14 protein-coding genes and 1 riboswitch are annotated in these 13,508 nt (G+C 52.1%); of the genes, 1 reads left to right on the top strand and 13 read right to left on the bottom strand.

Translation table 11 applies throughout. The annotated features are described in order from the left end of the window. The first annotated feature begins 224 nt into the window (after positions 1–224). Positions 225–1,115, top strand: a complete 891-nt coding sequence (locus EKM83_RS09540) for a YitT family protein (protein WP_125576835.1) — start codon at positions 225–227, stop codon at positions 1,113–1,115. Positions 1,116–1,235: 120 nt separating this feature from the next. Here EKM83_RS09540 and EKM83_RS09535 read toward each other — a convergent pair whose 3' ends face one another. From EKM83_RS09535 to EKM83_RS09475, 13 genes are all read right to left on the bottom strand, one after another. After that, entirely contained in the window at positions 1,236–2,495 is a 1,260-nt protein-coding gene (locus EKM83_RS09535; RefSeq protein WP_125576833.1) for a tetratricopeptide repeat protein, read from the bottom strand. Between the two features lie 201 nt (positions 2,496–2,696). After that, positions 2,697–2,972: an HU family DNA-binding protein gene (locus EKM83_RS09530; protein ID WP_011667553.1), complete on the bottom strand. Its 276-nt coding sequence runs from the start codon at positions 2,970–2,972 to the stop codon at positions 2,697–2,699. A gap of 238 nt (positions 2,973–3,210) precedes the next feature. Then, complete coding sequence (der, locus tag EKM83_RS09525) at positions 3,211–4,518, bottom strand: ribosome biogenesis GTPase Der (protein ID WP_125576831.1); 1,308 nt, start codon at positions 4,516–4,518, stop codon at positions 3,211–3,213. A 98-nt stretch (positions 4,519–4,616) separates the two neighbouring features. Beyond that, entirely contained in the window at positions 4,617–5,915 is a 1,299-nt protein-coding gene (rpsA, locus tag EKM83_RS09520; protein ID WP_125576829.1) for a 30S ribosomal protein S1, read from the bottom strand. Positions 5,916–5,996: 81 nt separating this feature from the next. Continuing rightward, positions 5,997–6,674 (bottom strand): (d)CMP kinase, encoded by a 678-nt coding sequence (gene cmk, locus EKM83_RS09515; protein ID WP_164505643.1) that lies wholly within the window; start codon positions 6,672–6,674, stop codon positions 5,997–5,999. A gap of 34 nt (positions 6,675–6,708) precedes the next feature. Further along, positions 6,709–7,359, bottom strand: coding sequence for a LysM peptidoglycan-binding domain-containing protein (locus tag EKM83_RS09510; protein WP_125576827.1), 651 nt, complete (start codon positions 7,357–7,359; stop codon positions 6,709–6,711). 244 nt (positions 7,360–7,603) lie between these two features. Continuing rightward, entirely contained in the window at positions 7,604–9,019 is a 1,416-nt protein-coding gene (locus EKM83_RS09505) for a RecQ family ATP-dependent DNA helicase (RefSeq protein ID WP_125576881.1), read from the bottom strand. Next, a complete protein-coding gene (locus tag EKM83_RS09500; protein WP_125576825.1) occupies positions 9,019–10,056 on the bottom strand; it encodes a helix-turn-helix domain-containing protein in 1,038 nt (345 codons plus the stop codon). The genes EKM83_RS09505 and EKM83_RS09500 overlap by 1 nt, the downstream gene beginning before the upstream one ends. 117 nt (positions 10,057–10,173) lie before the next feature. Continuing rightward, complete coding sequence (locus EKM83_RS09495) at positions 10,174–10,770, bottom strand: ECF transporter S component (RefSeq protein ID WP_125576823.1); 597 nt, start codon at positions 10,768–10,770, stop codon at positions 10,174–10,176. Between the two features lie 110 nt (positions 10,771–10,880). Continuing rightward, a riboswitch (FMN riboswitch) is annotated at positions 10,881–10,998 on the bottom strand. Positions 10,999–11,056: 58 nt separating this feature from the next. Beyond that, positions 11,057–11,779 (bottom strand): pseudouridine synthase, encoded by a 723-nt coding sequence (locus EKM83_RS09490; RefSeq protein ID WP_125576821.1) that lies wholly within the window; start codon positions 11,777–11,779, stop codon positions 11,057–11,059. Between the two features lie 2 nt (positions 11,780–11,781). After that, a complete protein-coding gene (scpB, locus tag EKM83_RS09485; protein ID WP_125576819.1) occupies positions 11,782–12,384 on the bottom strand; it encodes an SMC-Scp complex subunit ScpB in 603 nt (200 codons plus the stop codon). Next, positions 12,362–13,150 (bottom strand): segregation and condensation protein A, encoded by a 789-nt coding sequence (locus EKM83_RS09480; protein WP_125576817.1) that lies wholly within the window; start codon positions 13,148–13,150, stop codon positions 12,362–12,364. Before EKM83_RS09480 ends, scpB begins: the two co-directional genes overlap by 23 nt. Beyond that, positions 13,104–13,499 (bottom strand): N-acetyltransferase, encoded by a 396-nt coding sequence (locus EKM83_RS09475; protein ID WP_125576815.1) that lies wholly within the window; start codon positions 13,497–13,499, stop codon positions 13,104–13,106. The genes EKM83_RS09480 and EKM83_RS09475 overlap by 47 nt, the downstream gene beginning before the upstream one ends. Positions 13,500–13,508: the final 9 nt, after the last annotated feature.

The following is a 13,508-nucleotide window of genomic DNA, read 5'->3' as shown; positions in this document are numbered from 1 at the left end:
TTCGGCTATGAGGCCAGAGACGTGCGCCATCGCTTCAGGCTCGGTCCGGTCCGCCCACCGCGTTCCAACCCATAGTTGGCGGACGGCAGGCGGCCAGTCCTCACTTGGGTGCTGTAAACGACTAACAATACTTTAGCTGGTAACTTCAAACAGGACAGTATCGCCGAAAACCAGGTCACTGTGCTATGATGATGACAGTACTTTAACCGTTGGGAGTGAGTCTTATGGCACCACAAGACGAGTCAGTTCGTCTACTAGATTTATGCATGATCGGTTTAGGTTGTGCAATGTTTGCTTTTGGATTGGTCTTCTTTAACATTGCGAATCACCTGGCCGATGGCGGGATTTCCGGGATTACCTTGATTTTGCGTGCACTGTTTGGCATTGACCCGGCGTATTCGACGATTTTGATCAACGTGCCGCTCATCTTGATTGGCTGGCGGTTTCTGGGCCGGCAATCGCTGATTTACACGATTTACGGGACAATCATGTTGTCCTTATTCCTGTGGATCTGGCAACGCGTGCCGTTCGTGATTCAGCTACACGGTGACCTCTTACTATCGGCGTTAGGTGCCGGCATCATCGGCGGTTTTGGTTCCGGGCTCCTGTATCGTTACGGCGGTACGACCGGTGGCACAGATATCATTGCCAGAATCTTCGAGCGGTTCCGCGGCGTGCCCATGGGCAAAACACTGCTTTACCTGGATGTCGTGGTCCTGCTGATTTCGTTGGTGTACATTGACGTGCAGCACATGGCTTACACGTTGATCTACTCCTACATCTTCGCGCGCATCGTCAACTTTACTCAGGAAGGCGCGTACGCAGCCCGCGGGGTCATCGTCATTTCGGCCAAGCACCAAGAGATTGCGGATGACATTATGGCCCGACTGGAGCGCGGCGTGAGCTTAATTGACGGCGAAGGCGGGTATTCTCATCAGTCCCGGAAAATGCTGTACGTGGTCGTGTCCCCCAGCGAACTGCACCGCCTACAACAAATCATCGAGCACCATGATCCTAAAGCCTTCGTGTCCGTGATCAACGTGAACGAGGCGCTGGGTGAAGGCTTCTCCTTCCAGGTGCCGAAGAAAGGCTGGCTGGGTAAGCTGAAACGTTAGTGACTGGGTTGGCAACCGCGGGTTTGGCGGTTGCTTTTTTTGTTTACTATAAGTTAAAGTAATTATTGTGTTGTCACTCTATTAAAAAAGCAGACCCAGTTACTGGCCTGCTTTTCAAAATTAGTCTTCATAGCCTTCGAGCATCAAAGCCATTTCATCGTCGTCTGGAACCACTTGCAAATAAGCGTGGAGCAGCTTAATGACTTGGTCGCTCGCCCCTTCTTCGCGGTAGAAGTAAATGGCTGGCTTCAAGAAGTCTGCTTGGTCCATGAAGAATGGCTGAGCGGCGTCATAATACTTCCGGGCCGCCTCAAAGTTCTCTTGGTGCTCCGCCGAAATGGCCAAGTTCCAGTACAGCTGCGGATCAGCATCGTCACTCTTGACGTACGGTTGAACCAGATCCACATTTTCTTGCCAACGCTCCTGCTTGACGTACAGGTTGCTAAGCTGAATGACCGCACTGAGGTCGTCGCTGTCCAGCTGATGGCCGTGGGTCAAATATTTCTCAGCCAACGCCTCATCGTCTAAGCGCGTCGCCACGTGGGCTGCCTGTAGCCAGAGCTTCTCGTTGTATTGGTCGATACCTAAGCCCTCTTGAAGTGCCTTAAGCGCTTCTGGCAAGCGATTCTCAGCTTCCAACGCCTGCCCCAGATATGGGTACAGTGATGTGTAGTGCGAATCGCTATCCTTCAGTTCTTCGAAAAGCCGGATTGCCGTTGGCCGCTCCTTGAGTTGCAGGTACGTGAACGCCGTTTCAAATTTCACATCCGGGGTCATGTCACCCGGGTGAATCTGCTTGAGGTAGCCGATAGCCTGTTCAAAGCGCCCAGCGTTGGCATAGGCGACCCCGAGCCGTTCGACCAAGTTGACCTTGGACATCTCGGTCGTCCCGGCCGTAATCAGTTCCAAATACAGCGGAATGGCCTTTCTAAACTCGCGCATGGTGAAGTACAGCTCGGCCAAGGCAAACGTGATGACCGGCTCGTCAGGGGCCAATTTTTTCGCCGTCAGGAGCTTTTGTTCACTGACTTCGAAGAGTTCTTGGGTCTGATACAAATCGGCGGCGACCATTAAGGCCTCCACGTAAGCCGGTGAATCCGGCTTGACCTGATTCAAGTAATCCAGCGCCTCGTCGTTCTTGTCTTCATCGATGGCGATGTCCGCCAGATTCGTGCGCAACTCGTCTTCGTCGGGATATTTCTTCAGTAATTTCTCGTAAATGCGGCGAGACTGATTGAGAAAGCCCAGGGAATACAATTCCTCGCCCAGGCTAAACAGGGTATCGTCATCGTCGTGGCGCAAGGACAATGCGTATTGCTTCTTGAACGCCTCTAGTTGTCCCTTTTCCAATTGGTCCAGTGCCGTTTCTGCGTAACTCATAACCCGCCTCCATTTTTTCTGTGTGACTTATTTTTAGTCGATATAACCAGCACCCACCATCTTACCACCATTGCGTAAAAAGTGGGACTTAACGGTTCGCTGGTCTTGCGGTTGACCCGTCAAAATGGTTAAGCACCACAAAAAAGCCAGCCCGGCAAACACCGCACTGACTCTTTTTAGGCGTTAAATAATTAAGAATAATTACTTAACAGCATCCTTTAAAGCTTTACCTGGCTTAAATGCAGGTACTTTGCTTGCAGGAATTTGGATTTCTTGTCCAGTTTGTGGGTTACGGCCCTTACGAGCTGCACGTTCACGAACTTCAAAGTTACCAAAGCCGATCAATTGAACCTTTTCGCCTTTAGCTAAAGTTGCTTGGACAGAATCGAAAACTGCATCAACTGCAGCCGTTGCGTCCTTTTTAGTTAAGCCAGTTGCAGTTGCAACATCGCTAACCAATTGTGCTTTGTTTGCCATTTTGAATTCACCTCCTGAATAGAAGATTAGATGAATGCCATCTAGTGATCATTTTTGAGTGGTCCAAAAATGATGAAACAAATACGGTCAACCGCATCATTTCTTTATCAAAGATAGCACAGGAAGCCTTATATGACAAGGGATAACGCCATTTTTTTGCAAGAAAACTTGTAGAATCAGTGATTTTACTAAGAAATCATTAAAATCTGGCGAAAATGCTGGCCTAAAGCCCGTTGTCCTACTTCCGTGCCCGTTCGATCAGATGGATTGGGGTCCCTTCGAAATCGAAGTGCTCCCGAATCTGATTTTCCAAGAACCGCTCATACGAGAAGTGCATCATCTTCGGGTCATTAACGAAGACCACGAAGGTTGGTGGCGCCACGGCCACCTGTGTTCCGTAGTAAACTCGTAGCCGTTTACCGTTGTCAGACGGCGTTGGGTTCAAGGCAATCGCGTCCATGATCACGTCGTTTAACGTGGCCGATTGCACCCGCTTGTTGTGGTTTTCTGAGACACGTTTGATCATGGCTGGTAGTTGGTCCAGCCGTTGCCCCGTCTTAGCTGAGACGAAGACGATTGGCGCGTAACTGAGGTATTGGAACTCTTGACGGATCAGGTTTTGGAAGTCCGTTAACGTATGGTTGTCCTTCTTCAAGGTATCCCACTTGTTGACCAGGATAATGATTCCGCGGCCCGCCTCATGGGCGTACCCGGCAACTCGTTTATCCTGCTCCCGAATGCCTTCCTCGGCGTTCAAGACGACCAGGACCACGTCAGAGTCATCGATGGCGCGCATCGCCCGCATGACACTGTAGCGCTCGGTATTTTCGTAGACCTTCCCGCGTTTTCGAATTCCGGCCGTATCGACCATCGTAAACTTGGTATCGTCGGCCGTGAACTTGGTATCGACCGCGTCACGGGTGGTCCCAGCAATGTTGGAAACAATGACCCGGTCTTCGCCCAACATGGCATTGACCAGTGAGGATTTCCCCACGTTTGGCCGACCAATCAGACTGAAGCGGATGGAATCATCCTTCGGCGCCCCGTCATCATCGGGGAATTCCTTGACCACGGCGTCTAATAGATCCCCGAGGCCGAGACCGTGAACTCCAGAAACGGGGTACGGATCGCCAAAGCCCAGTGAATAGAAGTCATAAACCGTTTCCCGGGTTTCGGGGTTATCCGCCTTGTTAACGGCCAAGATAACCGGCTTATCGGCCCGATACAAGATCTTAGCAACCTTCTCATCAGCATCGGTCACCCCTTCAGGTGCACTAACGATGAAGACGATAACGTCAGCTTCGTCAATCGCGATTTCAGCTTGTTGGGTGATTTGCGTTAAAAATGGTTCATCGCCGAGGTCAATTCCCCCGGTATCAATCATCCGAAACTCGGTACCCAACCATTCGGCATGGGTATAGATCCGGTCACGGGTAACCCCGGGCGTGTCCTCAACAATGGAGATCCGTTCGCCGGCGATACGGTTGAACAACGTTGATTTGCCCACGTTTGGCCGGCCAACAATGGCAACAATTGGAAATGCCACGATAAATCCCTCCTTTTCAAAATAACGTTAAGTGACATGAAAAGGGTTCAGAACGAAACCAACAAAGTTCCGTTCCAAACCCTCTTCAACCAAACGTATTAGTTGTTTTCGTTATCTTCCATATCTTTCTTCAAGCTGTCCCCAATGAGGTCACCTAAAGAGAAACCGGTGCTTTCTTCTGGGGCGTTAGCCGTTGAAGTTTCTGCACTGTTCCGGTTGTTACGACGACGGTTGTTCCCGCCATTGTTCCGACCGCGGTTGTTGTTACTGTGGTTTTCAGAAGAATCGTCAGCTGATTGTGGCTTTTCTTCCAAAGCCTTGATGGACAATGCCAAACGGTGATCGTCTGGACGAACATCTAAGACCTTAACCTTGATTTCTTGACCAACCTTCAAAACGTCAGCAGGCGTTGCGATGTGTTGGTGAGAAATTTGGGAAATGTGAACCAAACCTTCAACACCTGGGAACACTTCAACGAAGGCACCAAAGCTAGTCAGGCGCTTAACAGTCCCGTCCAAGACACTGCCTTGAGGGGCCTTTTCTTCGATACCGTCCCAAGGTTCTGGTAAGGTTTGCTTGATGGAAAGTGAGATCCGGTCGCGGTCTGGGTCTACAGATAAGACCTTAACCTTAACTTCTTGGCCCACCTTCAAGACATCGCTAGGCTTTTCAACCCGTTCAAAGGCGATTTCTGAAACGTGAACTAAACCATCAACGCCACCAAGGTCAACGAAGGCACCAAAGTTGGTCAAACGCGCAACTTTACCTTCAACGATGTCCCCAGCCGTTAACTTGGACATGATCTCTTCCTTTTGGGCAGCGCGTTGCTTTTCAACAATTGCCCGGTGGGATAAGATCAAACGGTTTTCACTAGGTTCGATTTCGACGATCTTGAATTCCAGGGTTTGGCCCTTGAATTGAGATAAGTCTTCAACGAAGTGATCTGAAGCCATAGATGCAGGAACGAATCCACGCACACCAGCGTCAACCACTAAACCACCCTTAACCACTTGGGTAACAGGGGCAGTCAACGTGTGACCTGCTTCAAATTCCTTTTGGATGTCGTCCCAAACCTTACGGGCTTCCAAACGACGTTGTGACAGTAAGTAACTGCCGCCTTCCTTATCGGAACCAATCTTAGAAATTACGACGAGGTCTAAAACGTCCCCGACTTTAATTACTTCTTTAATATCGTCAACTGGCTTAGTTGAGAGTTCCTTCTTGGGAACTACCCCTTCAACGCCAGTATCAGCAATCCCAACGATTGCTTGTTGGTCATCATCAATTGCTAAGACTTCACCCTTAACAACGTCACCAACTTTAACGGTGTCGATGCTGTTTAAAGCATCTAACAGATCGTTATTTTCATTGTTTTGACTCGTGCCATTTTCACTCATGCGAATTTTTCCTCCTTGCGACAACTCTATATACTATTTTAGCTGATTATGCTAGTAAAAGCTAGTAAAATGCCTATTTCTCTAGGATTCTTTTTTCTGGATGATTTCTGCGATCTTATCAGCGACCTGTTCGATGCTCATAGACGTGGTATCCAAGCGGATTGCGTCCGCTGCCTGCGTCAATGGTGAGACCTTACGCGTCGAGTCTTTGCGGTCACGTTCTTCGATCTCGTGTTTCAAAGTTGCCAGTGGCGTATCGATACCCTTGGCCGCATTATCCTTCAGCCGCCGTTGGGCCCGTTCGTCCACGCTGGCTACCAAAAAGATCTTAACTTCCGCTTGGGGTAAGACGGTTGAGCCAATGTCGCGACCATCCATCACGATACCCCCGGCGTCAGCGATTTGCCGTTGCCGTTCCGTTAATTCGGCCCGCACTGCGGGTAACGCAGAAACGGCGGACACGGAATTGGTCACGTCTGGTTGGCGAATCGCCAAAGTAACTTCGGTGTCGTCAACGAAGACCTTTTGTTCCGGAGTCCCTGGTTCAAACCGAATCGTGATTTGATCCAATAAATTCTTGACGGCAGTCTCGTCGGTCAAGCCAACGCCTGCTTGTAACACTTTCCAGGTAATTGCCCGGTACATTGCTCCCGTGTCACAGTAAATGTAATGAAACCGTTGGGCCACGATTTTAGCAACCGTACTTTTACCGGCCGATGCGGGGCCGTCAATGGCAACTTGCAATCCTTGTTTCTCCATCAAAACCAAACTCCTATCAAAATAAATTTAACGCTTAGCGAACCCGTAACTTCTGTCCTGGATGAAGCGAAGCACCGGAAGACAGACCGTTTAAGGCCATCAATTTATCCACGGAAATCCCCGCATTGGTGGCGACACGGTAAACGCCTTGACCAGACTCGACCGTCGCGTACTTAGACCCGGTCGTTGAGCTACTGGTCGTGCTGCTAGTTTGGCTACTGCTGGTGCTGGTCGTTGGCGTACTGCTCTGCGCTGCCGAACTGGTGGTAGCCGAAGAACTGCTAGTTGTTCGTGCTGAACTAGCAGTTGTGGTTGAAGTCGTGGATTTCTTAGGTGTACTAGAACTGGCCACAGTCGAAGAAGACGACTTGCTAGACGTCTTTTCCTTCTTATGGCTCGAGCTTTTGGCCTTACTGGATGAGCTGGAGGAACTAGCCGCCACCTTTTCCGTATTCTGTGGCCGATTGACTGCGCTTTGACGCGCCAAGCCGTAAACCAATGATGCTGCAGCAATGACAATGATAATGGCAACTAAAATAACCGTAACCATGGTATTACTGTGGTTTTGCCGCCGCATTTTCGTTCGTGACAGGTTACCCTGATCGTCGCGATCATCGGCAAACGATTGATCCCACGGGTGGGACTCTTGTTCCTTCGACGTTTGATCGTCACGCTTCTGACTCATCATCTAACCTCCCTGAAAAACTTTCACCCGTAATTGTACCACGGGCAGGATGTTTTCGATAGTTATAATTACCTAAAATGGTGCCATGCCGGGATTTCTTAGAATATCTTAATCATTTTTAGCAAGACGTTTCGTCTTCGTCAGATATCCTTACCCGTATCAGCAAGCGCCGCTAAAAACTCTACACGCGCTGAGGGAATGCCCACATCGCCGTTCTAATAATGGTAATCCCACATTTTTCCTCCTAAAACAACCGCGCCAACCGTTCCTGCCACGGCATCTCCTCAGGTTCCGGCGCTGGTGCCTGACGCGTCAAGCCCAGTGCCGTCAAATCCAGTGCCACGTTGCCCGGTGCACAACACTGGGCCGTGTGGGCCGGACTGGTCTCGTCGAAGGCCTGGAGCCAGGTTGCGCGCAAACACGTCTCGGTCCGCACGTACGCCAGCATTTGGGCTAATGCGTGGTTGCGTTCCTTTTCCCGGCTGGCAAATAGGCGTTTCACAGCTTCCTCACTGATGCCGTGCTCCCGGTAAAAAGCCAGCAACTGAATCTGCGGATCATCGGCCGCAAAGTTCTGCGGGTGGGCGTAGTACCGTTCAATCGTCTCCACTTCGGGGCGGTTGGCCTGCCCCAACGCCAACGGCAATTGCTCATCGCCTGGTGCGTACAGCAAAATCGCCACGCTAGGTTGACCGTCACGCCCGGCCCGACCGATTTCTTGGGCGTAGCTTTCCAGGTCGGCCGGCAAATGATAGTGGATCACGAACCGCACGTCATCCTTGTCGATGCCCATGCCAAAGGCACTGGTCGCACAGATAACATCCAATTGTCCCGCCATGAACTGCTGTTGGATCTTAAACCGATCTTCAGCATCCAAACCGGCATGGTAAGCCGCCGCGGTCACCCCGGTGGTGTCCCGTAGCCACAGAGCCGTATCCGTGGCCTGCTGTTTGCTGGAAAAATATACCACCCCCGGTCGCCGCAAATGGGCCACCAGGTCCTGCAAGCGTGACTGTTTGGTCGCCTCGTCCGCCACGTTTTCCACATCTAAATAGATATTGGGTCGGTTGACCGACTCCGTGACGACTTGGGGCTGGCTACGTAGTTGTTTGGCAATCTCCGCCCGGGTCTGCTGGCCCGCCGTCGCCGTCAGCATCAAGGTCAGCGGCTGCCGTAATTTCTCGCGAATAGCCCCTAGCAATAGGTATTCCGGGCGAAAATCCGGTCCCCACTGCACGATACAGTGGGCCTCGTCGACCACCAGCAAACTGAGCTGAATCTGCTGTAAGCGAGCCAACATCTGGGGCTGAGCCAACATTTCCGGTGACAGAAATAGGAATTGTAATTGGTTTAAGTGATTTAAAATGCTCAGGCGTTCCCCGAACGGCGTCTGCGACGTAATGGCCGCGGCCCGCTTGAAGCCGCTCATGCGCATCCGGTTGACCTGGTCATTCATCAGGGACAACAGGGGCGAAACAATCAAGACGCACCCCGGATGCCGGTAGCCGTACAGCTGATAGATCAAGGTCTTGCCGGCGCCGGTTGGCAAAATGGCCAAGGTGTCGGCACCGGCCTCCAAGCTCGCCAAAGCCTGGACCTGGCCCGAGCGAAAGTGGTCGAACCCAAAGACCCGTTTTAAACTCGTCGTCAATGGCTCCATCACGTGGTCGCCTCCTTGATCCGCCAGATGGCATACAGTCGAAAATAAAAGAAATCATACTGGGCCTGCAGCGCTGTGGGTAACGCCGTGTACTGCCAGTCGTCGATCGACCCGTGTAAGGCGCTGGCCAAGTCTTGGCGAACGGTCTCAGGCAACACCTGATCATACGGGAAGTCCCGTAGCGGTGACATGATGGCCGCCTCTAACAGGTGCTCCCGAACGGTGCTCAACTTGATTTTCCGCACCGTCGCCACTCGGGCCAAGTCACCGCCCGCTTCGACCGCAGCCAGCGTTGCCTGGGCACTACGAGAAATTGGTACCTGCCACAGCGGGCCTAGTAATTCGTGGAGCGGGTGGTCGGCTTGCCGGGCATCTTGGGCGATTTGAACCACCCCGTCGACTTGCATCAACCGCACTTCCCAGGTCGTCCACTGGTGGGTCACTGCCAGTTGCTCGCTGGTCAAGCCCGGTTGGCCAAACCCCGTGAATTGGTCGGTCACCACTCCGGCTGTTTGCTGGGGTAGCTGTTGGAGACTGGCCGTCAAGGCAGCCCCGAGTTGTGACGCCAATGCGGGACTTTTCCGCCGATGAAACCATACCCGGACGGCCCGCCGCGTCTCCTGGTCCGTGGCCAGCGGGTAGTAGCGGGCGGTACTGTGGGCAAATTGCGAGGTCACCTGCACCGCCAGCAGGAGTCGCTGCCGCGCGGCCACCAAGTCTAAATTGACCCACTGGGCCGTGGTCACTGGCCGATAGTACGCTTGATCAGCCAGTTGCTGCTCACCAGTGCTGGTTAATCGTAACGTCGCCTGCTCGGGGTCGACCGTGACCCAGCCTTGGTGCTGTAGGTCTTGAATCGCTGTATCGAGGCCGCCACGCTGCAAGTGTTTATCCAGATTTAACAGCGGCAACAACCGGTAACGCTGGCCCCAATACAGGGTCGACACCGTTTTCTTGCCCCGCAAGAGGTTCTCGATCACGCGAATGCGGCGATCCTGCTGTGCACTTAATAATTGGCCTAAATCCACGGCTTCCACGGTGTCGCCTCCTTCATTTTGCTAGTCTTGTGCTAAAACGTCTGTTCCCAGTTTACCATATAAAAAGGACCGGCACGACGCCAGTCCTTGATTTAGCTAAATTTATGATTAATCGCTTTATGACAGCGTATGCTTGGCTAACCAAGGGGCCATCCGCCGACTCAATATGATGAAGAGAATTCCCAAGATGACTCCCTTCAACAGGTTAAATGGAATAACGCCCAATAAGATCAGCTTGTTCACCGGTAAGCCCAGTGACATTCCCCAAACCTTTAAATACAGCGGCGTGATGACCCACCAGTTGGCCAGCGACAAGACCACCGTTAACGTCAAGGTCCCGGCCACGACGGCCCAGATCTGCCGTGACAAACTTGGTTGGCCAGACCCCGCCTGCTTACGTTTCAGCACGTAACTGATCGGCAAGATGTAGGCGATGTCAGCGATGAACGCCGTCAAGACGCCGATGAAATTCACGATATCCATACCCGTCGATACAAAGTACAGTAATTCTTTCACGGCCGCAATCATCACGGCTCCGGCAGGGCCAAACAGACTCATGCCCAGTAAGACGACCAGATCGCTGAGATCCAACTTCATGTACGGAACGATAGGAATAATCGGTACCGACACGAACATTAAGACGTAAGCGCACCCGGCAAACAGGGCCATTTCGACCATCGACCGAACCTTTAATCCACTGTGACTATTTTCCATGATTCTTGTTCCTCCTTGCGGTCATCTCGTGGTAAAGCACAGAAAAAGGCCTTACCACAGAAGGGCAAGACCTTGGGATTTACGTAAAAATGTTTGCGCAAAAAGCAACGTCTCATCTTCTGCATACCAGACTATACTGTCGGTCTCGGAGTTTCACCGAATCCACCGCTTGCGCGGGTCGCGGACTTTACCGCCGGTCGGGAATTCCACCCTGCCCTGAAGATGAACCAATTTTTTATTACAACCATAATATACTAAGAATTACGAAAGCTGTCAACCGCTTACTTTAGGCCAATCCGGTCAATCTGCGCAATTCCTTGACTTCTTCTGGCTTCAATGGCCGGTAATCTCCGGCATTCAAGCCCTTGAGCGTCAAGAAACCATACTGTTCCCGCTTTAATTTTTCCACGGGTAGATTCATTGCTGCCAACATCTTTTTGACTTGGTGGTTCTTCCCTTCATGAATCGTCAACGACACGATGGCCGTTTTCTTCTTGGGGTCCGAACTGATGATTTTACCCTTGGCCGGGGCATAGGTCTCGCCATCGACCGTGATGCCTTGACGTAACGTCTTCATGGCATCGTTGGTTGGCGTTCCGGTGACCTTGGCAATGTAAGTCTTTTCCACTTCGTACTTGGGATGGGTCAACCGGTTGGCTAGCTCCCCGTCGTTGGTCAATAGCAACAGGCCCGACGTATCGTAATCCAACCGGCCCACGGGATAGATGCGTTGACTGACATTTTCCACCAGGTCGACCACTGTCTTGCGGCCCTTGTCGTCATTAGCTGTCGAGACCACACTCCGCGGCTTGTACAACATGATGTAGACCGGTGCCTCACTCGTGACTGGGACCCCGTCGACCACGATCTTATCGTGCACGCCGACCTTGGTGCCCAGTTCCGTGACCACGGTGCCATTGACGCGCACCCGGCCACTCATGATCAATTTTTCCGACTGCCGCCGTGAAGCGACCCCGTCGTGGGCTAAAACTTTTTGTAAACGTTCCATAGTTAGCTTTCATCTCCTGATTGGTTGAGCTGTTGGTTAAAGGCCTGTAAGAATAAGTCGCCGCCGTCTTCGTCTGTCGTTGGGTCACTCGGCGTCGCTGCGGCGGGTAATGGCGGTAAATCAGCCAGCTGCTGCAACCCAAAGTAATCGAGAAAATAATCGCTGGTTCGATACAATTTTGGCCGGCCCGGTTCGTCCAGACGTCCGGCATCTTCAATCAACCGCCGTAAGACCAGCTTTTGCACGGTTGACGCACTCTGTACGCCCCGAATCTCATCAACCTCGATGCGCGTGATGGGTTGCCGATACGCGATGATGGCCAGTACCTCTAGTGAGGCTGGTGACAGGCTCGTGCTCAACGGGTTCTCAAAGTAGTGCTTGATCACGGGCGCCACGTCCGCCTTGGTGACTAACCGGTAAGTCGTGTCGTTGACCATGAGCTCCAAGGCGGAATCCGTATCGGCAGCGTATTTTTGCGCCAACTTCTCCAGACTGGCCAAGATGGCTGGGCGCATGAGGCCAGTGGCCGCCGCCATATCAGCAACGGTGATACCCTCATCACCGCTGACGAACAGGAGACTTTCAATCTGTGCTAGAGGTGACATCGGGCGCATAACTTCCTTCCATTTTTAGAAAATTCACTTGTAACGGTGCTAACCGGCCAGCCTGTTGCAGGCGCACCTGTCGTTGCCGAGCCAGTTCCAACACGGCCAAGAAAGTCGTCACGATTTCTTCCATGACGGGTTGTTTCGCTAGCAAGCCGTCAAAGTCGATGGGGCCCGCTGCTCGCTGCAAGCGGTGGAGCACCGTTTGCATTTGGTGCTTGATGGTAAAGTGCTCCTGATGGATGCTTTGGGTAACCGGCTTGGCCACCATTGCGCGGTGAACCAACCGCTGTAACGCGCTCTGCAGGTCGACTGGCTGAATGCCGGGCGCCACGGTCAAGGCCACCGTATCTGGCACCGCCATCGCCGGACGCGTGAAATGCTGCTGGCGGTCCGCTGCCCGTTGTTTCAACTCCTGGGCTGCTTGCTTATAACGTTGATATTCCAACAGCTGATTCACCAGTTCCTCACGGGGGTCGCCGGCATCGTCCTCATCAATGGGATCGATTGTCTGCGGCTTCGGCAACAACATCTTGGCCTTGATGGCCATTAAGTTCGCCGCCATCACAAAATACTCCCCGGCAATGTCCAACCGTAACGTCTGCATTTGGTGCAAGTAGGTCAGATACTGACTGGTAATCGTGGCGATTCGAATATCATAAATATCCATTTCATTGGTTTTAATTAAATGTAACAGTAAATCTAGCGGGCCTTCAAAGTCACTGACCTGAATCAGCGGCTGCCCGTTCTGCGTGGCTTTGTCCATGGTGATACTCCCATTTTGCAATAATCTTGGCGGTCGTTAAGGTCCCCATCAACCGCTTGGTCGGCACCGCCGTCGCCAATTGGTCCAACATCTGCCACGTGTTGCGGGTCAGTTGTTTATCCGGCATCAAGGTGATCAAGCGGACGATCAAATAATCGCCCTGCGTTTCCGTCCCCAGCACACCGGCAAAGTCGTCATGTTCATCCTTCCACAGGTACAGAGTCCGATCCGGTCCGTCCTGATACCAGGCCAGCTCACGTTGCAACCGGTCCCAGTCCTTGAAAGTCGGTAGCAAACTGAGCAGGCCCATCGCAATTTTTTGATAATCACTACGATATTTGAGTAGCATTGGTCCGCC

Origin of the sequence: Levilactobacillus angrenensis, assembly GCF_003946085.1 — a bacterium.
In the GTDB taxonomy this organism is placed as follows: domain Bacteria; phylum Bacillota; class Bacilli; order Lactobacillales; family Lactobacillaceae; genus Levilactobacillus; species Levilactobacillus angrenensis.
This window is presented reverse-complemented; position numbering and strand designations above follow the sequence as displayed.